The organism is Klebsiella sp. JN_Kp121, from assembly GCF_040062145.1.
In the GTDB taxonomy this organism is placed as follows: domain Bacteria; phylum Pseudomonadota; class Gammaproteobacteria; order Enterobacterales; family Enterobacteriaceae; genus Klebsiella; species Klebsiella aerogenes.
This window is the reverse complement of record NZ_JBEAHX010000007.1, coordinates 55,237-80,244: the sequence shown is the minus strand read 5'-3', so window position 1 is coordinate 80,244 and position 25,008 is coordinate 55,237. Positions and strand designations below refer to the sequence as shown.

Annotated in this window: 16 protein-coding genes; 11 read left to right on the top strand and 5 right to left on the bottom strand. The window is 57.1% G+C overall.

All coding sequences use genetic code 11. From position 1 onward, the window contains the following. From bcsQ to ABLU86_RS11780, 8 genes are all read left to right on the top strand, one after another. Positions 1-738, top strand: coding sequence for a cellulose biosynthesis protein BcsQ (bcsQ, locus tag ABLU86_RS11815; RefSeq protein WP_015369238.1), 738 nt, complete (start codon positions 1-3; stop codon positions 736-738). Then, entirely contained in the window at positions 735-3,353 is a 2,619-nt protein-coding gene (gene bcsA / locus ABLU86_RS11810; protein ID WP_042893589.1) for a UDP-forming cellulose synthase catalytic subunit, read from the top strand. The genes bcsQ and bcsA overlap by 4 nt, the downstream gene beginning before the upstream one ends. A gap of 10 nt (positions 3,354-3,363) precedes the next feature. Further along, positions 3,364-5,721, top strand: coding sequence for a cellulose biosynthesis cyclic di-GMP-binding regulatory protein BcsB (gene bcsB / locus ABLU86_RS11805; protein ID WP_047057682.1), 2,358 nt, complete (start codon positions 3,364-3,366; stop codon positions 5,719-5,721). A gap of 6 nt (positions 5,722-5,727) precedes the next feature. Further along, entirely contained in the window at positions 5,728-6,834 is a 1,107-nt protein-coding gene (gene bcsZ / locus ABLU86_RS11800; RefSeq protein ID WP_086630598.1) for a cellulose synthase complex periplasmic endoglucanase BcsZ, read from the top strand. Continuing rightward, positions 6,816-10,301, top strand: coding sequence for a cellulose synthase complex outer membrane protein BcsC (gene bcsC / locus ABLU86_RS11795; RefSeq protein WP_348796280.1), 3,486 nt, complete (start codon positions 6,816-6,818; stop codon positions 10,299-10,301). Before bcsZ ends, bcsC begins: the two co-directional genes overlap by 19 nt. A 196-nt stretch (positions 10,302-10,497) precedes the next feature. Further along, positions 10,498-12,504: a biofilm formation regulator HmsP gene (gene hmsP, locus ABLU86_RS11790; protein WP_348796279.1), complete on the top strand. Its 2,007-nt coding sequence runs from the start codon at positions 10,498-10,500 to the stop codon at positions 12,502-12,504. A 155-nt stretch (positions 12,505-12,659) separates the two neighbouring features. Then, positions 12,660-13,946 carry a dicarboxylate/amino acid:cation symporter gene (locus ABLU86_RS11785; RefSeq protein ID WP_015369244.1) on the top strand — a complete coding sequence of 429 codons (1,287 nt, stop codon included), beginning with the start codon at positions 12,660-12,662 and terminating at the stop codon, positions 13,944-13,946. Positions 13,947-14,155: 209 nt separating this feature from the next. Next, positions 14,156-15,655, top strand: a complete 1,500-nt coding sequence (locus tag ABLU86_RS11780) for a pitrilysin family protein (RefSeq protein ID WP_015369245.1) — start codon at positions 14,156-14,158, stop codon at positions 15,653-15,655. Positions 15,656-15,856: 201 nt separating this feature from the next. On the opposite strand, the gene ABLU86_RS11775 is transcribed toward ABLU86_RS11780, so the two are convergent. Then, positions 15,857-16,786, bottom strand: coding sequence for a sugar kinase (locus ABLU86_RS11775; RefSeq protein WP_015703756.1), 930 nt, complete (start codon positions 16,784-16,786; stop codon positions 15,857-15,859). A gap of 194 nt (positions 16,787-16,980) precedes the next feature. Here ABLU86_RS11775 and ABLU86_RS11770 point away from each other — a divergent pair, with 194 nt between their 5' ends. Further along, positions 16,981-19,032, top strand: a complete 2,052-nt coding sequence (locus ABLU86_RS11770) for an AsmA family protein (RefSeq protein WP_348796278.1) — start codon at positions 16,981-16,983, stop codon at positions 19,030-19,032. Positions 19,033-19,081: 49 nt separating this feature from the next. Here the strand turns inward: ABLU86_RS11770 and ABLU86_RS11765 are convergent, their stop codons facing one another. From ABLU86_RS11765 to ABLU86_RS11755, 3 genes are all read right to left on the bottom strand, one after another. Next, on the bottom strand, positions 19,082-20,404 hold the full coding sequence (locus ABLU86_RS11765) for an MFS transporter (protein ID WP_015703754.1): 1,323 nt from the start codon (positions 20,402-20,404) through the stop codon (positions 19,082-19,084). Between the two features lie 271 nt (positions 20,405-20,675). Further along, positions 20,676-21,707, bottom strand: coding sequence for an inner membrane protein YhjD (gene yhjD / locus ABLU86_RS11760; RefSeq protein WP_020077734.1), 1,032 nt, complete (start codon positions 21,705-21,707; stop codon positions 20,676-20,678). Positions 21,708-21,814: 107 nt separating this feature from the next. Beyond that, positions 21,815-22,714 (bottom strand): LysR family transcriptional regulator, encoded by a 900-nt coding sequence (locus tag ABLU86_RS11755; RefSeq protein ID WP_015369250.1) that lies wholly within the window; start codon positions 22,712-22,714, stop codon positions 21,815-21,817. A 118-nt stretch (positions 22,715-22,832) separates the two neighbouring features. Here ABLU86_RS11755 and ABLU86_RS11750 point away from each other — a divergent pair, with 118 nt between their 5' ends. Continuing rightward, positions 22,833-23,591 carry an SDR family oxidoreductase gene (locus ABLU86_RS11750; protein WP_045386498.1) on the top strand — a complete coding sequence of 253 codons (759 nt, stop codon included), beginning with the start codon at positions 22,833-22,835 and terminating at the stop codon, positions 23,589-23,591. 358 nt (positions 23,592-23,949) lie between these two features. Beyond that, entirely contained in the window at positions 23,950-24,558 is a 609-nt protein-coding gene (locus ABLU86_RS11745; RefSeq protein WP_047740245.1) for a response regulator transcription factor, read from the top strand. On the opposite strand, the gene ABLU86_RS11740 is transcribed toward ABLU86_RS11745, so the two are convergent. Then, entirely contained in the window at positions 24,555-24,977 is a 423-nt protein-coding gene (locus ABLU86_RS11740; RefSeq protein WP_045365100.1) for a muraminidase, read from the bottom strand. The two genes, ABLU86_RS11745 and ABLU86_RS11740, sit on opposite strands and share 4 nt — an antisense overlap. Positions 24,978-25,008 lie beyond the last annotated feature (31 nt).

The following is a 25,008-nucleotide window of genomic DNA, read 5'->3' as shown; positions in this document are numbered from 1 at the left end:
ATGGCGATTCTGGGATTACAAGGCATACGCGGCGGCGTAGGCACCACCTCCATTACCGCCGCACTGGCCTGGGCGCTACAGCTGCTCGGCGAAACGGTGCTGGTGGTCGATGCCAGCCCGGACAATATGCTGCGCTTTTTTTTCAACGTTGATTTCGACCATCACAACGGCTGGGCGCGCTCGTTGATTGACGGTCGCGACTGGCGCGACGCCGGACTGCGCTACACCGCGCATATCGATCTTCTGCCGTTTGGCCGCCTGACCCCCGGCGAACGCGAGCACGTTGATAAACTGAGTCCGACCCTGGAACCCATCGCAGCGCAAATCAAATTGCTCGATCAGCAGGGGAGCCACCGCTGGCTGCTGCTTGATATTCCGGAAGGCTACTCTCCGCTTACCCGCGAACTGCTGAGCGTCTGCGATCGTGCGCTGCAGGTTGTGCACCCCGACGGTAACAGTCATATACGTCTGCATCAGCAGGCGCTGCCTGCCAACGCGGATATTTTGATTAACGACCTGCGCGTCGGCAGCCAGCTGCAGGAAGATCTCTATCAACTGTGGCTGGAAAGCCAGCGGCGTATTTTGCCGGTCACGATTCACCGCGATGAAGCGATGGCGGAGTGTCTGGCGGCGAAACAGCCTCTTGGCGAATACCGCCAGGATTCGCTGGCGGCGGAAGAGGTGCTGACGCTGGCCAACTGGTGCCTGCTGCACTATGCCAGGGAGGGGGCGGCATGATCCGCCTGAGTACGTTGCTGCTGGCGCCGCCGGTGGGCGAGCGCTTGAGTGAACGTTATGATGACTATCGTCAGCATGGCGCGTCGGTGCTTTCGGCTTTTCTCGGTTGCCTGTGGGCGTCGCTGGCGTGGGCATTCATGCCGCTTGAGACGCCGCGCTGGCAAGCTATTCGCGAACACCATGGCGACTATTTTCCGCATATTAATCCGCATCGCCCACGCCCGTTAGATCCGCTGCGCTATTTGCTGCAGTCGCTCTGGCTGCTGGCGACCCGGGTGCCGGAAGCGGATAAAAAAATAAACTGGCGCTCGCTGGCGGCGCTGGAAGGGGTTCACGGGCGCTACGCGCAGTGGCTGGAAAAATTACCGGAGAAGGTCAACACCCGTACCGGCCACCTCGATAAGCAAAAAGAGCTTGAACATCTGCATCCGCAGCTGCGGCGGCTGGTGCTTGGCACCATTACCTTCTTCTCGCTGATTCTGGCGCTGTTGTGTATCACCCAGCCGTTTAACCCGCTGTCGCAGTTTATCTTCCTGCTGTTACTGTGGGGCGTTGCGCTGCTGGTGCGGCGTATTCCGGGGCGTTTCTCTGCCCTGATGTTGATCGTGTTGTCATTGACCGTTTCTTGTCGCTATATCTGGTGGCGCTATACCTCCACGCTGAACTGGAACGATCCGGTCAGTCTGGTGTGCGGGCTGATTTTGCTGTTTGCCGAAACCTACGCCTGGATTGTGCTGGTACTGGGCTATTTCCAGGTGGTGTGGCCGCTGAATCGCCAGCCGGTGCCGCTACCGGAAGATATGAACGTATGGCCGACGGTGGATATCTTCGTCCCGACCTACAACGAAGACCTCAGCGTGGTGAAAAATACCATCTACGCTTCGCAGGGTATCGACTGGCCGAAGGATAAGCTCAATATCTGGATCCTTGATGACGGTGGTCGCGAAGAGTTTCGCCAGTTCGCGAAAGATGTCGGCGTACATTACATCGCGCGTACCAGCCACGAACATGCCAAGGCCGGTAATATCAACAATGCGCTGAAGTATGCGAAAGGCGAGTTCGTCTCTATTTTCGACTGTGACCACGTGCCCACCCGCTCGTTTCTGCAGATGACTATGGGGTGGTTCCTGAAGGATAAAAAGCTGGCGATGATGCAGACGCCGCACCACTTCTTCTCGCCGGATCCGTTCGAACGCAACCTGGGCCGTTTTCGTAAAACGCCAAATGAAGGGACGCTGTTTTACGGCCTGGTGCAGGACGGCAACGACATGTGGGATGCGACCTTTTTCTGCGGCTCCTGCGCGGTAATTCGCCGCGGCCCGCTGGATGAAATCGGCGGTATCGCCGTTGAGACGGTCACCGAGGATGCTCACACTTCACTGCGCCTGCATCGTCGTGGCCACACCTCCGCCTATATGCGCATCCCGCAGGCGGCGGGGCTGGCGACGGAAAGCTTGTCGGCGCATATCGGCCAGCGTATTCGCTGGGCGCGCGGGATGGTGCAGATTTTCCGTCTCGACAACCCCTTATTCGGTAAAGGGTTGAAGCTGGCGCAGCGTATCTGCTACGTCAACGCGATGCTGCACTTTTTGTCCGGTATACCGCGGCTTATCTTCCTCACCGCGCCGCTGGCCTTCCTGCTGCTACACGCCTATATCATCTATGCGCCGGCGCTGATGATCGCCTTGTTCGTGCTGCCGCATATGATTCATGCCAGCCTGACCAACTCGAAGATCCAGGGCAAGTACCGCCACTCCTTCTGGAGTGAAATCTACGAAACGGTGTTGGCCTGGTATATCGCGCCGCCGACCTTCGTCGCGCTGATTAACCCGCATAAAGGCAAGTTTAACGTCACCGCCAAAGGCGGACTGGTGAAGGATGAGTATGTCGATTGGGTTATCTCCCGCCCCTATATTTATCTGGTGTTGCTCAATCTGGTGGGCGTGGCGGTCGGCATCTGGCGCTTTATGTACGGGCCCGAGAACGAAATTTTGACCGTCTGGGTCAGTATCATCTGGGTGTTTTATAACTTAATCATCCTCGGCGGCGCCGTGGCGGTGTCGGTGGAGAGCAAACAGGTGCGGCGTTCGCACCGCGTAGAGATGTCGATGCCGGCGGCGATTGCCCGCCCGGATGGCCACCTGTTCTCCTGTACCGTTCATGACTACTCGGACGGCGGCCTGGGGATAAAAATTCACGGTGAAGCGCGGGTACTGGAAGGGCAACACGTGAATCTGCTGCTCAAACGCGGACAGCAAGAATATGACTTCCCGGTACGCGTCGCGCGGGTGAACGGCGGCGAAGTCGGTCTGCAATTGCTGCCGCTGACAAACCAGCAACATATTGATTTTGTGCAGTGTACGTTTGCCCGCGCTGATACGTGGGCGCTTTGGCAGGATAGCTTCCCGGAAGATAAGCCGATGGAAAGCCTGCTGGATATCCTCAAGCTGGGGTTCCGTGGATATCGTCACCTGGCGGAGTTCTCGCCGCCGTCGGTGAAGGTTATTTTCCGCTCGCTCACCTCGCTGGTGGCCTGGATTGTATCGTTTTTACCGCGCCGTCCCGAACGCGCCGCGGCGGTGCTTTCGGCAGAACCGGCAATGGCTCAACAATGATGATAATGCGATGAAAAGAAAACTTTCCTTGATTTGTGCAGTGGCGGTGGGAATGAGCAGTTGGTACCCCTTCGCAACATTTTCGGCTCCGGCGACGTCGCCGGAGGCCGTGGTTGCCGGAGCTCCAGCGACAGCGGGAGCTGTTCAGCCAGCGCCGGTCGTTAACGATGGCCAGCCAACGGCGACGGTTATCGATTCTGCCGCCGCGCCGGTGGTGGTGGCGGACAACATTCCCTCTCGCGATGTGAAGCTGACTTTTGCGCAAATCGCGCCGCCGCCGGGGAGCATGGTGCTGCGCGGTTCGCATCCTGAGGGCGCCGTAGAGTTCGGTATGCGCAGCGATGAGGTGGTCGCCAAAGCGCTGCTCAATCTTGACTACACGCCGTCGCCATCGCTGCTGCCGGTGCAGTCGCAACTGAAGGTTTATCTTAACGACGAGCTGATGGGCGTACTGCCGGTCACCAAAGAGCAACTGGGTAAAAAAGTGAGCGCCCAGATCCCCGTCGATCCGCTGTATATCACCGATTTTAACCGCGTGCGGCTGGAGTTCGTCGGCCACTATCGCGACGTTTGCGAAAACCCGGCGAGCAGTACGTTGTGGCTTGATATCGGTCGTGAGAGCTCGCTGGATTTAACCTATCAGTCGCTGCAGGTCCGTAACGATCTCTCCCACTTCCCGGTGCCGTTCTACGACTCGCGCGACAACCGTCCGCTGACGTTGCCGATGGTTTTTGCTGCCGCGCCTGACGTCATACAACAGCAGGCGGCGGCGATTGTCGCCTCCTGGTTTGGCAGCAAGGCTGGCTGGCGCGGCCAGCAGTTCCCGGTCCACTTCAATGAGATACCGGAACGTAACGCTATCATCTTCGCGACCAACGATAAGCGTCCGGACTTTCTGCGAGACCATCCGCCGGTGAAAGCGCCGACCATCGAAATGGTCAACCATCCGAGCAACCCGTACGTCAAGCTGCTGGTGATCTTCGGTCGCAACGATCAAGACCTGCTGTTGGCGGCCAAGGGCATTGCCCAGGGGAATATTTTGTTCCGCGGCGATAGTGTCGTCGTGGATGGCGTGAAAGAGTTGAAGGCCCGCCAGCCCTATGACGCGCCGAACTGGGTTCGTACCGACAGGCCGGTGACTTTCGGCGAGCTGAAAACCTATGAACAGCAACTGCAATCAAGCGGCCTGGTGCCAGATTCGATTAACGTGGCGCTGAATCTGCCGCCGGATCTGTATCTGCTGCGCGCTAACGGCATCGATATGGACCTGAAGTATCGCTATACCATGCCGCCGATCAAAGATAGCTCGCGGATGGATATCAGCCTAAACGATCAGTTCCTGCAGTCGTTCAGCCTCAATAGCTCGCAGGATGTGAATAAGCTGATTTTACGCCTACCGGTGCTGCAGGGGTTACTGGACGGCCAGAACCAGGTGACCATACCCGCGCTGCGCCTGGGCGCGATGAACCAGCTGCGCTTCGATTTCCAGTACATGAACCCGATGCCCGGCGGCAACATCGATAACTGCATTACCTTCCAGCCGGTGCAGAATCACGTGGTCATCGGCGATGACTCCACCATCGATTTTTCGAAGTATTACCACTTCCTGGCGATGCCGGATCTGCGCGTCTTCGCCAACGCCGGTTTCCCGTATACCCGCATGGCCGATCTCTCTCAGACGCTAATCGTGGTGCCGAAAACGCCTGATGCGGGCCAGGTGGAGACGCTACTGCAGGCGGTAGGCGGCATCGGCGCGCAGAGCGGACTGGCGGCTATCAACTTGCAGATGACCGATGACGGCAACCAGATTAAGGGCAAAGATGCCGACCTGATGCTGATTGGCGCTATTCCGCCATCGCTGAAAGACGATAGCAAAATCAATCTGCTGGTTGAGGCGACCAAAAGCTGGGTGAAAACGCCGATGCGTCACTATGACCTGGCCAGCATCTACCCGGACGATGACGCCCGCACGCCGCATACGCGAACCGACATCACCTCTTCCGGGCCAATGGCGGCGATTATCGGCTTCCAGTCGCCATACAACGACCAGCGCAGCGTGATCGCCCTGATGGCCGATAGCCCACGCGGCAACGAGCTGCTTACAAACGCCTTAAATGACAGCGGCAAACGGGCGGCGATGTTCGGTTCGGTGGCGGTGATTCGCGAATCCGGCGTCAATAGCCTACGGGTTGGCGATATCTATTATGTCGGCCATCTGCCGTGGTTCGAGCGCATCTGGTTTGCGCTCTCCAGCCATCCGATACTGTTGGCGATTCTGGCGGCCGTCAGCATTGTGCTGCTGGCGTGGGTGCTGTGGCGCATGCTGCGTATCCTCAGCCGTCGCCGTCTTGATCCTGATGATGAGTAATTGCTGATGAACGCATTTCGTGGGGTACTTCTCTCGGTATTGATGCTGGTGGCGGGGCAGGTTAGCGCCGCCTGCCAGTGGCCCGCCTGGGAGCAGTTTAAAAAAGCGTATGTCAGCGCCGAAGGGCGGGTCATCGACCCCAGCGATGCGCGCAAAATCACCACCTCCGAAGGGCAAAGCTACGCGCTGTTCTTCGCTCTCGCGGCCAACGAACGCCAGGGCTTCGATAAGCTGTTCCAGTGGACGCAGAACAACCTGGCGCAGGGCGATCTGCGCGCCCATCTGCCGGGATGGCTATGGGGGAAAAAGAGCGAGGATGAATGGACGCTGCTGGACAGCAATTCGGCTGCGGATTCTGATTTGTGGATTGCCTGGGCGCTGCTGGAAGCCGGACGCCTGTGGAAGGTTGATAACTATACTGAGGTAGGAAAAGCGCTGCTGGCGCGGATTGCCGATGAAGAAGTCGCTGATGTTCCGGGGCTCGGGCCGTCGGTACTGCCGGGGAAAGTTGGTTTCGCGGACGACAAGGGCTGGCGCTTTAATCCAAGTTATCTGCCGCCGCAGCTCGCCACCTACTTTACCCGCTTTGGCGCGCCGTGGCCGAAGATCCGCGACAGCAATCTGCGACTGCTGCTGGAAACGGCGCCAAAAGGCTTCTCGCCGGACTGGGTGCGCTATGAGAAAGGTAGCGGCTGGCAGTTGAAAACCGATAAACCGATTATTGGCAGCTATGACGCTATCCGCGTCTATCTGTGGGTCGGAATGCTCAATAACGCCGATAAACAAAAAGCGCCGCTGTTGGCGCGTTTCAAACCGATGGCGGTTCAGACGATCAAACAGGGATTACCGCCGGAAAAAACCAATATCGCCAGCGGGAAAACGACTGGCGAGGGGCCGGTTGGCTTCTCCGCCGCCATGCTGCCGTTTTTACAAGATGACGACGCCCGCGCGCTACAACGCCAACGGGTCGCCGATCATTATCCCGACGCGGACGCCTACTACAGCGCGGTGCTGACGCTGTTCGGCCAGGGATGGGATCAACATCGTTTTCGTTTCGCCGCGGGTGGCGAATTACAACCTGACTGGAACCAGGCATGCGCAAGTTCTCACTAAGCTTCATCACGCTGTCTGTCGGCCTTGGCCTGTTGCCGCTGGCGCAGGCGGAGAATACCCCTGCGCAGCAGCATCTGCTGGAACAAGTGCGTCTCGGCGAGGCCAGCAGTCGTGAGGACCTGGTGCGTCAGTCACTTTATAGGCTGGAACTGATCGACCCGAATAACCCCGATTATCTTGCCGCGCGGACGCGCTATCTGCTGCGCCAGGGCGACACCGCCGGCGCGCAAAAGCAACTCGATCTGCTGGCAAAGCTGGCCCCGGAATCGTCGGCGCTACAAGCGACGCGTAACGAGATGAAGATCAGTACCGGTAGCGGTCGCCAGGCGTTGCAGCAGGCGCGATTGCTCGGCGTTGCCGGGAAAGTCGATGAAGCCGTCGCCGCCTATGAAAAGCTCTTCGGCGGCGTCCCAACGGATACCGAAGCCGCTATCGAATACTGGACGCTGGTGGCGCGATTGCCCGCTCGCCATAGCGAAGGCGTCAGCCAGCTGAAAAAACTTAATGCCACAACCCCGGATAACGTCACGTTATTGACCTCGCTGGCGAAGCTGATGTTTTCAGATAACAAGCCGCAGGAGGGCTTCGCCTATCTGGAACAGATGGCGCGTTCGGCCTCAGGCCGCGGAATTGCGGCTGATATGTGGCTCGGCGAAATTAAAAGTATGCCGGTCAGCAGAGGCAGCGTTCAGGCACTACAGCGATTCCTGCTCCAGTTCCCCGCCGGTTCCGCCGCCGCTAACGCCCGGGTGTTGCTGGCGCAGCAGCAAACTCAACTGCAAGACCCAGCCTTCCTCACCAAAAGCGAAGGGCTGGCGGCGGTGAAATCCGGGAATGCGGCGCAGGCGGTGGCCGATCTGCAGCAGGCGGTACGCGCGGATGCCCGCGATAGCGATGCCGTCGGCGCGCTGGGCGCCGCCTACTCACAGCGCGGCGACCGGGCGCGGGCGGTGGCGCAGCTTAATAAAGCGATCGCGATGGATCCGAAAAGCCCGAATCGCGATAAGTGGGACAGTTTGCTGAAGACCAACCGCTATTGGTTGTTGATTAAACAGGGCGATAACGCGCTGAAAGCAGGCCAACTGGCGCAGGCGCAAAATGCGTACGCCCAGGCGCAGCGGGTGGATAACACCGACAGCTACGCGGTTCTGGGGTTAGGCGATGTTGCCGCGGCGCGCAAAGATGACGCCGCCGCCGAACGTTACTATCGCCAGGCGTTACGCATGGATCGCGACAATAATCTCGCCGTACGCGGTCTGGCGAATGTTTATCGTCGTGAATCGCCGGAAAAAGCCAGCGCCTATATTGCCAGCCTCCCCGCCAGCCAGCGGCGCAGTATTGATGATATCGAACGCAGTCTTACCAACGATCGGCTGGAAAAACAGGCCGAAGCGCTGGAAAGCCAGGGCAGTTGGGCGCAGGCCGCGGAGGTGCAGCGGCGGCGTCTGGCTCTGGATCCTGAAAGCGTGTGGATAACCTATCGGTTGGCGAAAGATCTGGTCAGCGCCGGCCAGCGGCCGGAAGCGGACGCGCTGATGCGTAACATGGCCAACCGCAAGCCGGGCGATGCCGAACGGGTTTACGCCTACGGCCTCTATTTGTCCGGTAATAATCAGGATGATAGGGCGCTGGCGCAAATTAACGCGCTACCGCGCGGACAGTGGACCGATAATATTCGTGAACTGGAAGGGCGTCTGCAAAGTGACAAAGTGATGCGCGAGGCCAACCAACTTCGCGATAGCGGGCAGGAAGCGCAGGCCATTGCCTTGATTAAACAGCAGCCGGAATCGATCCGCTACGATCTGGCGTTGGCGGATTGGGCGCAGCAGCGCGGCGATAGCGCAGAGGCGATAGCCCAGTACCATCGGGTGCTGAGCCAGCAGGCTGATAATGGCGATGCGCGTCTTGGCCTGGCGGAAGTCTATCTCGCCGAGGGCGATAAAAACGCCGCCCGCGCGCAGGTCGCGCAGTTGAAGGATGCGGATACGGAATCGATCAACATGCAGCGCCGGGTAGCGCTGGCCCGCGCCGGATTTGACGATACCGCGGGCGCGCAACAAATATTTGACCGCATCGTTCCGCAGGCGAAAAGCCAGCCGCCGTCGATGGAAAGCGCGCTGGTGCTGCGTGATGCCGCGCGTTTCCAGACGCAAAGCGAGCAACCACAGCAGGCCCTGGAAAGCTATAAAGACGCGATGGTGGCCGCTGGCGTGACCCGCGTTCGCCCGCAGGATAATGACACCTTTACCCGCCTGACCCGCAACGATAGCCAGGATGACTGGCTGAAGCGCGGGATCCGCAGCGACGCCGCCGATCTTTATCGCCAGCAGGATCTTAACGTTACCCTTGAGCACGACTATTGGGGATCGAGCGGCACCGGCGGTTATTCAGACCTCAAAGCGCACACTACCATGTTGCAGGTGGACGCGCCGTTGTATGACGGGCGGATGTTCTTCCGTACCGATGTGGTGAATATGAACGCCGGGTCGTTTTCCACTAATAGCGATGGCGGTTATTCGCCGAGTTGGGGAACCTGTGGTGAAATTAGCTGCTATGGCGGCAGTAAAAATCAGAGCGATGGCGGCGCCAGCGTAGCGGTTGGCTGGAAGAACGACACCTGGAGCGGCGATATCGGCACCACGCCGATGGGCTTTAACGTGGTGGATGTCGTGGGGGGACTGAGTTATAGCGGCGATGCCGGCCCGGTCGGCTATACCGTCAACGTCCACCGGCGACCCATTTCCAGCTCGTTGCTCTCCTTCGGCGGGCAAAAAGATAATCCTAACGACGGCCATACCGGCACTACCTGGGGCGGCGTCCGCGCCGCCGGCGGCGGCATCAGCCTCAGCTACGATAAAGGCGAGGCTAACGGCATCTGGTCATCGCTGGGGGCTGACCAACTCACCGGCAAAAACGTCGAGGACAACTGGCGCGTACGCTGGATGACCGGTTACTACTATAAAGCGATCAATGAAAATAATCGCCGGGTGACCGTCGGCCTGACCAATATGATCTGGCACTACGACAAAGACCTCAGCGGTTACACGCTGGGCCAGGGCGGTTACTACAGCCCGCAGGAGTATCTCTCCTTCTCGGTGCCGGTCATCTGGCGTCAGCGTACCGAAAACTGGTCGTGGGAACTCGGCGGGTCGGTGTCGTGGTCCCATTCGCGTACGCAAACTCATGCGCGCTATCCGTTGCTGAATTTGATTCCTTCACAGTATCGCTACGATGCCAGCCAGCAAAAAGAAGAGGGCGGCAGCAGCCAGGGTTTCGGTTATACCGCAAGGGCGCTGGTGGAACGGCGGGTCACCGGCAACTGGTTTGTCGGCGCGGCTGTGGATATTCAGCAGGCTAAAGATTACACCCCGAGCCACGCGCTGCTGTACGTGCGCTATTCTGCTTCCGGCTGGCAGGGCGACATGGATATGCCGCCGCAGCCGTTGGTGCCTTATGCGGATTGGTAGCAGATTAGCCTGATTTCTACGGCTAATCGCCAATCCACCGCGCTGTTCGCGTATACTCGCCGTACCTCGCCCGCCGCTTTCGGGAAGAACCCGCCTTGCGGGCGAGAGCGAACCATTTGCGTATATAATCAGCCTGAAAACGACCGGTATCGATGGATATTGCCGGATAGTCGTTCAGTTTCAGTGGAGAACACAGTTGCGCGTCAGCCGCTCACTTACAATTAAACAGATGGCGATGGTCGCGAGCGTGTCCATGGCGTTTGTCCTGGTCTTTTGCTCTATTTTGCTGTTTCACTTTGTGCAACAGAGTCGCTATACCACGGCCACGCAATTAGAAAGTATCGCCCGTTCCGTTCGCGAGCCCCTGTCGGCGGCAATTTTGAAAGCCGATATTCCCGAAGCGGAAGCCATTCTGGGCCGCATTCAGCCTGCTGGCATCGTCAGCCGGGCGGATGTGGTACTACCGAATCAATTTCAGGCGCTGCGGATGCGCTTTATTCCCGAACGCCCGGTGCCGGTGATGATCACTCGCCTGTTTGAACTGCCGGTACAGATATCCCTGCCGATTTACTCACTCGAGCGTCCGGCTAACCCGCAGCCGTTGGCCTATCTGGTGCTGCAGGCGGATTCCTATCGCATGTATAAATTCGTCATGAGCGCGCTTGCGACGTTAGTGACTACTTACTTACTTTTGGTGCTCATTTTGACGGTGGCGCTTACCTGGTGCATTAACCGGCTGATTGTTCGCCCGCTGCGCGCCATTGCCCGCGAGCTTAACGATATTCCGCCGCAGGAGCGGCTCGGATATCAGCTGAGCCTGCCGCGACTGCACCAGGATGATGAAATCGGCATGCTGGTGCGTTGCTACAATCGCAACCAGCAGTCTTTGCTGCGTCAGCATGATGAGCTATCGCTGCAATCGACCCGTTTCCCGGTGTCTGAGCTCCCCAACAAAGCCTTTTTGATGGCGATGCTGGAGCAGACCACAACCCGTCCGCAACCCTCGGCGCTGCTGGTGGTAGCCTGTGAGACCTTGCAAGATGCCGCAGGCGTCCTGAAAGAGAGCCAGCGCGAGATGCTGCTCCTGACGCTGGTTGAGAAGCTGAAAGCGGTTATCCCACCCAATATGGTGCTGACGCAGGTGAGCGGTTACGATTTCGCTATTTTCGCCCCCGGACTCAGCAAGCCGTGGGAAGCGGTGTCGTTAAGTAAGCAAGTGCTTACTTCCATTAGCGAGCGATTGCCGCTGCACGGTGTCCAGCTGCGGCCCTGCGCCAGTGTCGGTATCGCGATGTTTAATAGCGAACTGAGCGCCGAACAGTTTTATCGTCGGGCGGTTTCCGCCGCGGTGACGGCGCGGCGCAAGGGCAAAAATCAGATCGAGTTCTTTGACCCCGAGCAGATGGAAAAAGCCCAGCGTCGGTTAATGGAAGAGCACGACATCCTCACCGCGCTCGAGAATCAGCAGTTCGCCATCTGGTTTCAACCGCAGGTGGATATTACCAGCGGCAATATTTGCGGTGCGGAAGTTCTGCTGCGCCAGCGACAGCCCGATGGCGGTTGGTCGCTGCCGTGCGATCTGATTGAGCGTATTGAAAACTGCGGGCTGATGGTGCCGGTAGGCTATTGGGTGATGGAAGAAGCCTGCCGCCAGCTGGCAGCCTGGCAGCAGCAGGGGATCATGTTGCCGTTGTCGGTGAATGTCTCGTTACTGCAGTTGCTGCATCCTGACCGCGGCGTTGAGCTGCTGGCACTCATTGAACGCTATCGTATCGCCCCGGGCACCCTGGTGCTGGAGGTGACGGAAAGCTGCCGTCTCGACGATCCGCAGGCGGTGATTGACCTGCTGCGCCCGCTGCGCGACGCCGGCACGCGTATTGCGCTGGATGATTTCGGCATGGGTTATGCCGGGTTGCGCCAGTTGCAACATATGAAATCGCTGCCGGTTGATATCCTGAAAATCGACAAGGTGTTTATTGATATGTTGCCGGATGATACCAGTATGGTCCCGGCGATAATTCAGCTTGCACGCGGGCTCAAGCTGCGGATCGTTGCTGAGGGCGTTGAAAAAGAAGAACAGCTGAAATGGTTGCAAGCGGCTGGCGTGGATGTCGCTCAGGGTTACCTGTTTGGTTGCGCCTTGCCGCTGGAAAGCTTTATGCAGCGCTTCCTGCAGGCCGATAAGGACGATGCAAGTTTGTAACATTTTTATTTGTTTGTGCGAGTCAGCTCAAATATTTTAACAATTCCGTTGCAACTTCGCGCTTACTTATTTCTGAAATGTTTCCAGGGTGTTATTTTTAAGCCACAGACACAGATAACCTTTCATTGTCTGTGGTTATTCCCAAAGGACACCCTATGAAACTCTCTCTCTTCAAAAGCCTCTATGTCCAGGTTTTATCGGCCATAGCTATCGGTATTTTGCTGGGCCATTTCTACCCGGAACTTGGCGCGCAGATGAAACCGTTCGGCGACGCCTTCGTAAAACTGATTAAAATGGTCATTGCTCCGGTTATCTTCTGTACCGTTGTAACAGGGATTGCCGGGATGGAAAGCATGAAGGCCGTCGGTCGTACCGGTGCGGTGGCGCTACTCTACTTTGAAGTGGTGAGTACCATTGCGTTGATTATCGGTCTTATCATCGTCAACGTAGTGCAACCCGGCGCGGGCATGAACGTCGATCCCGCGACGCTGGACGCACACGCGGTGGCAGTCTACGCCGAGCAGGCTAAAGATCAGGGTGTTGTCGCCTTCTTACTCGATATTATTCCGGGCAGCGTGATTGGCGCTTTCGCCAGCGGTAATATTCTGCAGGTGCTGATGTTTGCCGTCCTGTTTGGCTTTGCGCTGCATCGTTTAGGCAGCAAAGGCCAGCTGATTTTCAACGTCATTGAAAGCTTCTCGCAGGTCATTTTCGGCATCATTAACATGATTATGCGCCTGGCGCCGATCGGTGCTTTCGGGGCCATGGCCTTCACCATCGGTAAATACGGCGTCGGTACCCTGGTACAGCTGGGCCAACTGATCATCTGCTTCTACATCACCTGTATCCTGTTCGTGGTGCTGGTACTGGGTTCTATCGCGCGGGCCACTGGATTTAGCATCTTCAAGTTCATTCGCTATATCCGCGAAGAGCTGCTGATTGTACTGGGGACCTCTTCGTCCGAATCCGCGCTGCCGCGAATGCTGGATAAGATGGAGAAGTTGGGTTGCCGTAAATCAGTGGTGGGGCTGGTGATACCGACCGGCTACTCCTTTAACCTCGACGGCACCTCCATCTACCTGACGATGGCGGCGGTGTTCATCGCCCAGGCCACCAATAGCCATATGGATATCTTCCATCAGATCACCCTGCTGGTGGTGCTGCTGCTCTCTTCGAAAGGGGCTGCGGGCGTCACCGGGAGCGGATTTATCGTGCTGGCGGCGACCATCTCTGCGGTAGGGCATCTGCCGGTGGCGGGCCTGGCGCTGATTCTCGGTATCGACCGCTTTATGTCCGAAGCGCGCGCGTTGACCAACCTGGTGGGTAACGGCGTGGCGACCGTGGTTGTCGCGAAATGGGTGAAAGAACTCGATGCCAAACAGCTCGATGATGTGTTGAATAACCGCGTTCCCGCGGACAAATCGCAAGAATTATCCTCGTAATTCCTCATGTTATGCCCATGGACTATGGGCTCCTGCGCAAAATTAGGTATCATTCCCCTTCTGGGGGAATGATACCTCATGATTATTTTACGTCTTCATGTGACATTTTCGCCTACGCGTGGTCTAACCGACGTATTTGATTCACCACCTTTTTCGGTAACCCGGCGATGGGTTGCCTATGTAACCAGGAATGTTCATCAGGGGTTCACATGCAGGGCACAAAAATTCGACTCTTAACCGGTGGTTTGCTGATGATAGCGACGGCCGGTTCTGTGCAGGCAGAAGCGCTCCAGCCGGACCCGGCCTGGCAACAGGGGACGTTGGCGAACGGTTTTTCGTGGCAGGTACTTTCCACGCCGCAGCGCCCTAGCGATCGCGTCGAAGTCCGCCTGGCTGTGAATATTGGCTCGCTGAGCGAAAGCACTCAGCAGAGCGGCTTCAGTCATTTCATTCCGCGCCTGGCGCTGACCCAAAGCGGCAGCCTCCCGACGATGCAGGCGCGTTCGCTGTGGCAGCAGAGTATTGACCCGAAGCGTCCTCTACCGCCGGCGATCGTTTCTTACGATTTCACCTTGTTTAATCTGAGCCTGCCGAACAACCGCAACGACCTGCTAAAAGAAGCGTTGAACTGGCTGGCGGACGCTAACGGTAAATTGAGTATTACCCAACAAGCCGTCAATCATGCGCTGCAGGGCAGCGATATGGTGGCGACCTGGCCGCTGGATACCCAGGAAGGCTGGTGGCGCTATCGCCTGAAGGGCTCAACGATGCTCGGTCACGATCCGGCGGCGCCGTTGAAGCAACCGATTGATATTAAACAGCTGAAAGAATTTTATCAGAAATGGTATACCCCGGATGCGATGACGCTGATTGTTGTCGGTAACGTCGATAGCCGCAGCGTCGCTGAGCAGATCAACAAAATCTTCGGCGAACTGAAAGGTAAACGCGAGACCCCGGCGGCGGTACCAACGCTATCACCTCTGCCGGCTGTACCGGTGAGTATCATGACCGATGCCGTGCGTCAGGATAAGCTGTCGATCATGTGGGATTCTCCATGGCAGCCAATCCGCGATTCCGCCGCGCTGCAGCGCTACTGGCGCGATGACCTGGCTCGGGAAGCGCTGTTCTGGCACGTGCAGCAGAACCTGAGCAAAAGCAACGTAAAAGACATCGGTCTCGGTTTTGATTGCCGCGTGCTGTACCAGCGCGCTCAGTGTGCGATCAATATCGACTCGCCGGGCGAACGCCTGAACGCCAACCTGAGCGCGGTATCGCGCGAACTGGCGAAGGTACGCGACAATGGTCTGCCTCAGGAAGAGTTCGATGCACTGATTGCGCAAAAGAATCTCGAACTGCAAAAACTGTTCGCCACCTATGCCCGCACGGATACCGATATCCTGATTAGCCAACGTATGCGTTCGCTGCAAAATCAGGTGGTGGATATCGCGCCGGAGCAGTATCAGAAACTGCGCCAGGAGTTCCTGAACTCACTGACGGTCGACATGTTGAACCAATATCTGCGCCAGCAGCTGTCGCAGGATATGGCGCTGGTATTGCAGCAGCCGAAAGGCGAGCCGGAGTACAACATGAAAGATCTGAAAGCGACATGGGAAAAGCTGATGGCGCCAGCACCCGCTGCGGCGGTGAGCGCGACGCCGGATACGGTTGATGCGCATAACGAGGCGACGGATATTCCCCCTGGGCAGTAACACAGGCAGCGGGCGCGGAGCCGCTTTTGCGCCGGATGGCGGCTACGCCTTATCCGGCCTACGGTTCGTACGACTTGCCTTTAATTTATAGCCGGTGTTGGTGGCCTCAAAATCCCCGGAGGCGCTACCGCTTACCGGGGCTACAGCACTGTACGATTTGGTAGCCCTGCTAAGCGCAGCGCAAGCAGGGGGAATAGGGTCTTAGTCCGGCATCGCTTCGCGCGGGATAATCGCCCCGCGATATTGGATAACCGTGCTGGCGGTGAGATGTCCGCGTTTCGCCGCGGATTCCGCGTCGCCGCCGGTCAGGCGCACCGCCAGATAGCCGGCGCTGAACGAATCGCCCGCCGCCGTGGTATCAACTACTTTCTCTTTCGGCAGCTTCACCGCGGGCACCTCCAGCAGCGGCTGGCCGGCGATCGCCACCAGGCAGGAGTCGGCGCCGCGCTTCACCACCACCTCTTCAACGCCAGCGGCGTGGGTGCGGGCGATAACTTCGGCAACCGGTACCGCTCCCCACAGCGCATCTTCATCATCCAGCGTCAGAAAAGCGATGTCGGTACATTCCAACATTTGCTGGTACACCTGGCGAGTCTCTTGCTGGCTGGCCCACAGGCGCGGACGGTAGTTGTTATCGAAAATCACTTTCCCGCCGTTGGCGCGGCATTCGCGTAGCAGGGTGAGCAACTTTTCCCGGCTGGCCGGGCTGAGGATGGCGAGGCTGATACCGCTCAGATAGAGGTAATCAAAGGTAGCCAGCTCTTCGCAGATGGCGCCTGCGCGCTCGCTTTCGAGCCAGAATTTGGCCGCCGCTTCGTTGCGCCAATAGTAGAAGGTTCGCTCGCCGGTCTCGTCCGTTTCAATGTAGTAAAGGCCAGGCAGGCGGTCAGCCATGCGCTGAATCAGATCGGTTTTTACCTGTTCGCCCTGCCAGGACTCCAGCATCTGCTGGCTGAAGGTGTCGGTGCCCAGCGCGGTCACGTAGTGTACGCTTAGGGCATCCGCGCTGGTCTGGCGCGCGATGTAGACGGATGTGTTTAAGGTATCGCCGCCGAAACCGCGATTCACCGCCGCGTTTTTCTCTGACAGTTCAATCATGCATTCGCCAATCACGGCAATTTTCTTAGACATAGTGCTGACCTGAAATTGAATCGAAATTAACGGTAGTTTGCGCTGGGCACCCGGCAGGGTCAACCATATTAAAACATCGTTCCATTATTTTTTGACCTGACGCGCAAAATGTGACGAAAAGCGCATTTGGCGGATGAATCCGCGCTCTTCAACTATAGTGAGGAGTGACGAGACGCAAAAGGAGCGGAGAGGGGATGACCAGAACCCGTAAAACGATTGCTATTATCTCGGGAACGATTGTGCTGTTAATCGTTCTTTTTTTCATCGTGTTGGCGACCTTTGACTGGAACCGGCTGAAGCCGACGATCAATCAGAAAGTTTCCGCCGAGCTCAATCGGCCATTCGCCATTCGCGGCGACCTGGGCGTAGTGTGGGAGCGACAGCCTGAGGAGCGCGGCTGGCGCAGTTGGATACCGTGGCCGCATGTGCATGCCGAAGAGATCGTGTTGGGCAACCCGCCCGACATTCCGCAAGTGACGATGGTACATCTGCCGCGCGTGGAAGCGACGCTGGCTCCGCTGGCGTTGCTGAGCAAAACGGTCTACTTGCCGTGGATTAAGCTCGAACAGCCCGACGTCCGGCTGATAAGGCTGACGGTAAACAGCAATAACTGGACCTTTAAATTAGCTTCTGACCCGGCATCCGAAAAAGCCAACCCGCCATCGGCCTGGTCTTTCCGCCTTGATAATATTCTCTTCGATCGCGGCAACATCGCCATTGACGATAAGGTAACCCGCAGCGATATCGCGATCGTGGTCGATCCGCTTGGCAAAGCGCTGCCGTTTAGCGAAGTCACCGGTGCGGGCAACAAAGCGCAGGCGACAAAAGCCGGCGATTATATCTTTGGCCTGTCGGTGAAGGGGCGCTACAAAGGCCAGCCGCTGAGCGGCAGCGGCAAAATTGGCGGCATGCTGGCGCTGCGTAGCGATAGTACCCCGTTCCCGCTACAAGGCGATTTTCACTCTGGTAATACCCGGATAGCGTTTAGCGGCACGGTCAGCGATCCGCTTAATGTCGGCGGGCTCGATCTGCGGCTGAAATTCGCCGGCGACTCGTTGCGCGACCTCTACGACCTGACCGGCGTTCTGCTGCCGGAAACGCCGTCCTTTTCCACCGATGGCCGCCTGCGCGCCGACTTTAAACATAAAAACGGCATGCGTTTTGACTATCGCGATTTTAACGGCCGGATTGGCGACAGCGATATCCACGGTTCGTTGACCTATACCACCGGCAAACCGCGACCGAAGCTTACCGGCGATCTGGAGTCTAAACAGCTGCGTCTGGCGGACCTCGGCCCGCTGATTGGCGTTGATTCCGGCGGCGGGGCGAAGAAATCCTCATCACGTAAAGCGGGCGATGCCGTACAGCCAGCGGGAAAAGTCCTGCCGGCCGATCGCTTTGAGACGGATAAATGGCAGGTGATGGACGCCGATGTGCGCTTCAAGGGGCGGCGAATCGAACACGGCGGTACTCTGCCCATCAGCGACCTGGCGACCCACATTATTCTTGAACGCGGCGACCTGCGCCTGCAACCGGTGCGCTTTGGCCTGGCCAACGGTTCGATTGCCGGCAGCGTGCATCTGCAGGGCGATAAAAAACCGCTACAGGGCGAAGCCAATCTGCAGGCACGGCGGCTTAAGCTCAAGGCGCTGATGCCGAACGTTGAAATGATGCAGAAAACGCTCGGTGAGATGAGCGGCGATGTACAACTGCGCGGCAGCGGTAATTCGGTGGCGGCGCTGCTTGGTAACAGCAACGGCAACCTTAAGCTGCTGATGAATGATGGTCTGATTAGCCGCAACCTGATGGAAATCCTCGGCTTAAACGTCGGTAACTTTATCATCGGGCAGATTTTTGGCGATGAGGAGGTTCGGGTGAACTGCGCGGCGGCCAATATTGATGTGGTCAACGGCGTGGCGCGACCGCAAATTTTCGCCTTCGATACCGAGAACGCGCTGATTAACATTACCGGCACCGCCAGCTTTGCCTCTGAACAGCTGGATCTGACCGTTGACCCGGAAAGTAAGGGCCTGCGGGTGATTACTCTGCGTTCTCCGCTGTACGTGCGCGGTACCTTTAAATCGCCGGATGCCGGGGTGAAAGCCGGGCCGTTGATTGCCCGCGGCGCGGTGGCGGCAGCGTTAGCGACGCTGGTCACGCCGGCGGCCGCTTTACTGGCGCTGATCTCGCCGGCGGAAGGCGAGGCGAATCAGTGCCGGACGATTTTGTCGCAGATGAAAAAGTAAGGATGAGATGAGCGATGGCCCTGACGGCAACAGCGTCAGGGCCTGCAACTTACAGCGATTGATGGCGGGTTTCGTGGGTCAACAGCAGGGCGATCAGCGTCAGCGCCGCCATCGCCGCCAGGTAGATACCGACAGCCGGCAGGCCGTAATTGCCCTGCAGCCAGGCGGCAATATATGGTGCGACCGACGCGCCGAGGATCGACGACACGTTATAGGAGAAAGAGGCGCCGGTATAACGAACTTCCGTCGGGAACAGCTCCGGCAGCAGCGCCCCCATCGGGCCGAATGTCAGCCCCATCAGGCTGAGGCCCAGCAGCAGGAAGGCGAAGACCAGAATCGGGTTGCCGGAACCGAGCAGCGGTTTAAAGGCGAACAGCGCGAACAGAATAATCATCGTGGTGATGATAATCATGCTTTTACGACGGCCAAAGGCATCCGCCAGCAGGCCCGCCACCGGCACCATCACACCAAAACCAATGACCGCCATCATCAGCATCCACAGCACTTCGTTACGCGGCAAACCTAAGCCAATCGGCGCGGCAGCGGTACTGAAGGTCATGGAGTAAACGGTCATGATATAGAACAGGGTATAGGTCGCCAGCATGATGAAGGTGCCGAGCACGGTCACGCGCACGTGCTTAGTCAGCAGCGTGCCAAGCGGAATTTTGACCTGTTTTTTCGCCGCCGCCACCTTAGCGAACACCGGGGTTTCATGCAGCGACACGCGAACATACAGACCGATAATGACCAGTACCGCAGAGAAGATGAACGGCACGCGCCAGCCCCATTCCATGAACTGCTGGTCGCTCAACAGCCACGACAGCAACAGGAAGGTGCCGTTGGCGAAGAAGAAGCCGATTGGCGCCCCCAGTTGCGGGAAGGAGCCATATAGCGCGCGTTTGCGCGGCGGAGCGTTTTCCGTCGCCAGCAGGGCCGCCCCGCCCCATTCGCCACCAAGGCCGAGACCCTGACCAAAGCGCGCCAGCGCCAGCAGCATCGGCGCCAGGATGCCAATGCTTTCATAGCCCGGCAGCAGGCCGATGACCACGGTGGAGATGCCCATAGTCAGCAGCGAGGCGACGAGTGTGACTTTGCGGCCTACGCGGTCGCCAAAGTGGCCGAATAGCGCTGAGCCAATCGGGCGCGCGACAAAGGCGATGGCGAACGTCGCCAGCGACTGGAGCGTCGCGGCGGCGGCATCACCCTGTGGGAAAAAGATATGGGGGAAGACGATAACCGCGGCGGTGGCGTAAATATAGAAGTCGAAGAACTCAATGGCGGTGCCGATGAGTGAGGCGACGACGACTTTATTACGCGAGTTAACCGGCGTGGCGTCTTGCGCGTTGTCGATAGTAGTGGCTGTGGCTTGCATAGATCTTTCTTATTTTTGAGCGAACGAAAAGCCATATAGCCACAGCAAAAGAGACATTTCAATCTGTAACAAAACTCGCTATCGCGCAAAAAACAGGCAAAAAGCGGATAATTTTCGCCCTGAGAAAATATCTTCTATGAAATGCTTCACATAATTAAAATATTAGAGAATAAAACCAGTTTTAGGTTAAATAAAAGTTACGCACTGGATTTATCTGCTGAAATGATAGGTCGGGCTGAATTTTGCGTCTTTATTCAGCCCGATAATGACTTTAATCGTGGGCTTTGCCCGGCATCCGCTTATCGTCTTTGTACTCCGCGGTCGCAATCCATGCGGCGCAGAAGAGGGTCAGACGGGCGAAGAAGTAGAAGAATGCCATTAGTCCGAGTACGGAACCAAAGGCGGCGCCGGATGGGGATTTCACCAGCGCCGGCAGCGTCCAGGTCATCACGATTTTAATAATCTCAAAGCCAATCGCCGCAATTAGCGTACCGCGGAACAGCGCTTTGCGGCGTGGACGGTGGCGCGGCAGTCGCCAGAAGATCCAGAAAAACAGTAGATAGTTCGCGAAGATGGAAATCGCCAGGCCAATCAGGCGCCATGCGGGTTTCAGCCATTCTATATAATCGAGATACAGCGCGGAGATGATCATCTGCTGTGCGGATCCGGCAACGGAGGTAATCGACAGCGTGATAACCAGCGCGACCAGCAGGCCAATCAGCGAGATCAGATCGCGAAAGTATTTTACCCAGATTTTTTCCTGATCCTGCGGCGTACGTTCCCACACGTCGCGTGACTGGGCGCGAATCGCTTCACGCAGGTTGCCCATCCAGTTAATACCGGAGTAGAGCGCGACCAACAGGCCGACCAGCCCGACGGCGGTACGCTGCTGTACGGCGGTGTTGATGGTGTTTTTAAGCGTTGCCGCCAGCGTCGGGTCGCTGACGTTTTGCAGAATTTTATCGAAGATGTCCTGCAACAGCGTCGGATGCCAGGCCAGTACGAAACCAGCGGCGGCAAATGAGACCATCAGAATGGGGATCATCGACAAAAATGAGAAGTAGGTGATGGCTGCGCCAAACTGATTGCCAAGCCTGTCATTGAACCGCTCGGCGGCGCGCAGCAGGTGGGCTATTACCGGATTGCGCTGAACTTTGGCCGCCGTTCCGGTGACCGTTTTCAGCGCCTGGTTAGCTTTCTGCCCAACGGCGGAATCGTTGATGGCGGCGAGCGTACTTTTGTTTTTCTCCGGCTGCTGGCCCGTTTCCTGTGGCGGTTGGCGATCGTCGTTTTCCGGCGTCATAAGTGATTTCTTCCTTTCTTTACAGCGATATTCAGCCAAAAGTATACCTTAAACGACGCATCTTGCAGGCGCCCATCGGCCCGAGAGGGGTTGACGACCCGCGCCGATTAATCGACATAACCTTTCATCAATCCGCCCAGCCACTCCATAAAGAGATGCACGCGGCGGGAGAGATTGCGCCGATGTGGATAGATAATCGACACCGGCATCGGTTCGGCGCGGTACTGCGGCAGGATCTCAACCAGCTCGCCGGTACGCAGCGGTTCACGTACGGCAATGCGCGGGACCTGAATAATGCCGAGCCCGGCCTGGCAGGCCGCCTGATAGGTTTCGGTGCTATTGACGGTCAACACGCCGCCGGTTTTCACCCAGCGCACGGCGCCATCGCTGACGACTTCAAAGCCTGACTGCCGCGCGCCGAAGTTGCTGGCGTAGTGGATCAGTGCATGATCTGCCAGATCGTCGAGACTTTCCGGGTAGCCGAAGCGCGCCAGATAATGCGGACTGGCGCAGTTAATTTGCGTGAGTTTGCCGAGCGGGCGGGCGATGAGTCCCGAGTCTTTAAGCGTACCCACCCGGATCACGCAGTCGAAGCCTTCGCGCACCACATCGACCAGCCGGTCGCTACTGCTCAGTTCGATTTCAATGCCGGGATACTGTTGTAAAAACGCGGGAAGTTTCGGGATGACCAGTTTTTTGGCGACGCTGATCGGCATATCGACACGCAGGCGGCCGCTAATGCTTGACGGATCGCCCTGAAACATACCATCCAGTTCTTCGAGATTACTTAGCAGGTCTTTGGCGCGTTCGTAATAGACCATGCCGTCCTGCGTCAACTGCACCCGGCGGGTGGTGCGGTGCAGCAGGCGAGCGCCGAGATGGCTCTCCAGCGCCTGGATCTGTCGCGATACGCTACCTTTGGGCAACCCAAGGGTATCGGCGGCGCGAGAGAAACTCTCCAGTTCCGCGACACGAATAAAGAGTTGCATTGCGTGAATTTTATCCATGCTTACTGCCTATTGTTGTTGATACTGAAACAGTAAAACGTAATTTAGCCCATTTATTGTTACTACGTCTGCTAATAAGCTCTTTATTCACACACACGTCATGACGAAGGGGTTTCTGATGACACAACGTATCGCTTTAGTAACCGGCGGCAGCCGCGGTCTGGGAAAAAACGCGGCGCTGAAGCTGGCGGCGAAGGGAACCGATATTATTCTGACTTACCACAGCAACCAGCAGGCGGCGCGGGAAGTGGTGCGCGAAATTGAGCAAACAGGAGCGAAAGCGGCAGCATTGCCGCTGAACGTCGGCGATACCGCCAGTTTTGCAGGCTTTGTACAACAGCTGACGCAATGTCTGAAGGAGAAGTGGCAGCGCGACAGCTTCGATTATTTATTGAACAATGCCGGCATCGGGTTGACCGCGCCGTTTAGCGAGACCAGCGAAGCGCAGTTTGACGAGTTGATGAACATCCACTTTAAGGGACCGTTCTTCCTTACCCAGCAGCTGCTGCCTTTGCTTAAAGACGGTGGGCGCATTCTGAACGTCTCCAGCGGGCTGGCACGCTTTGCACTACCGGGCTATTCCGCTTATGCGGCGATGAAAGGGGCGATGGAAGTGTTAACCCGTTATCAGGCGAAGGAGCTCGGCGCTCGCGGAATATCGGTTAATATCATTGCCCCCGGCGCGATTGAGACCGACTTTGGCGGCGGCGCGGTGCGCGATAATGCCCCGCTTAACCAGCATATTGCCGCCCAGACGGCGCTAGGCCGCGTCGGCCTGCCGGATGATATCGGCGATGCTATCGCCGCGTTGCTGAGTGACGAGCTTGGCTGGATGAACGCCCAGCGCGTTGAGGTTTCCGGCGGCATGTTTTTATAATGATCACGCCCTGCGCATAATAGCGTAGGGCGCCTTCATATTGTGCTTTTTATTATTCCGTAACACTCTTTTGCATCATGCGTATCGCTGATTTTCAGCGACTCGATTACACTGGAAGAAATAATATTATTATCCTGTTAGCTATCCGTTTAATTAAGGAATTCCTCATATCAAATGTAATAAATATTATGAATGAGTAATCGTTCCGCGCTGGCGTGTAACTATTCATCATCATGATGTTTATATCATCTCCTCCATCGGTAAAATGGCTTAGGTCATACGGCGAGTTCTTATTTTTGTCGGCTGATATTACCCTTCACCCACTTTTAAAAGGGGTATTTTCGATGGAGAGCAGTCCATGCAAGTAATCATGTTTGACAGGCAGTCAATATTTATTCATGGAATGAAGGTCGGCTTACAACAACGTATTCCTGAAATTAATATTCATAGCACCTGTCAGGCAGAACAGCTGTGGCAACTGCTCACGGCTCATCCGCAGGCGCTCCTCATACTTGATGGCGATCTGAACAGTGAATTTTGTTGCTGGTTGCTCCAGGAGAAGCAGCAGCGTTTTCCGCATGCCAAAGTATTATTAGTGGTTTCGGATGATAATAAAAGCTGGCTGCAACGGGCGCTGGCGTGGAACGTGCGCGCCATTGCCCAGCGTGAGGATAGCGCCGATATGTTTGCCCAGATCATTAATAGCATCATGTTGGGCATGATGTGTCTGCCTGGCACCTGGTTAATGACTTCGGCGGAGCGCGGAAAGCACGCTGTACATTTAAGTCGTCGCCAGCAGGAAATTTTAAAACTGCTGGCGGAAGGCAGCTCTAATAAGGAAATTAGCCGTACGTTAAATATCAGCGCCGGGACCGTGAAAGCGCATCTTGAGTCGTTATATCGGCGGCTGGATGTGAAAAACAGGACCCAGGCGGCGATGGCGTTTAACAACGTCGGTGAAAACTAACTGGCCTGACAAAACCACTCGCACTCCTGCAGGCGGAAGGCGTTATCGCGGTCAATTTTCCGCCATATCGTCAGCGCCTGCGTCATGTTGTGGCCGTTAAGATAATGCAAAATAGCGTCCAGCTGCGGCTGGGCGCTGCCATCTAAACTAAATACCAGCGCCAGCAGGGCATCGTACTGCGGCTGAGTCAGTTCCACGACCAACCTGCGCTGTAGAATCTGTTGGCACTGCAGCAGGTCTACCGTCAATAGCATCATCGCCAGTTCAGCGGTGATGGGCGTCTCTTTCTCATCTTCATCAATAGCGTGGCCATAGCCGACCCGCCATTGGCCAAACTGGTCCTGATATGGCAGTAGCGCCAGCCCTTGCGTTTGCTGAATAAATCGCAGTCCCGCCAGGCTTAACGTGGTGATAGTCATGGTCTTTTCCTCTATTGTTGGCGGCAGTGTA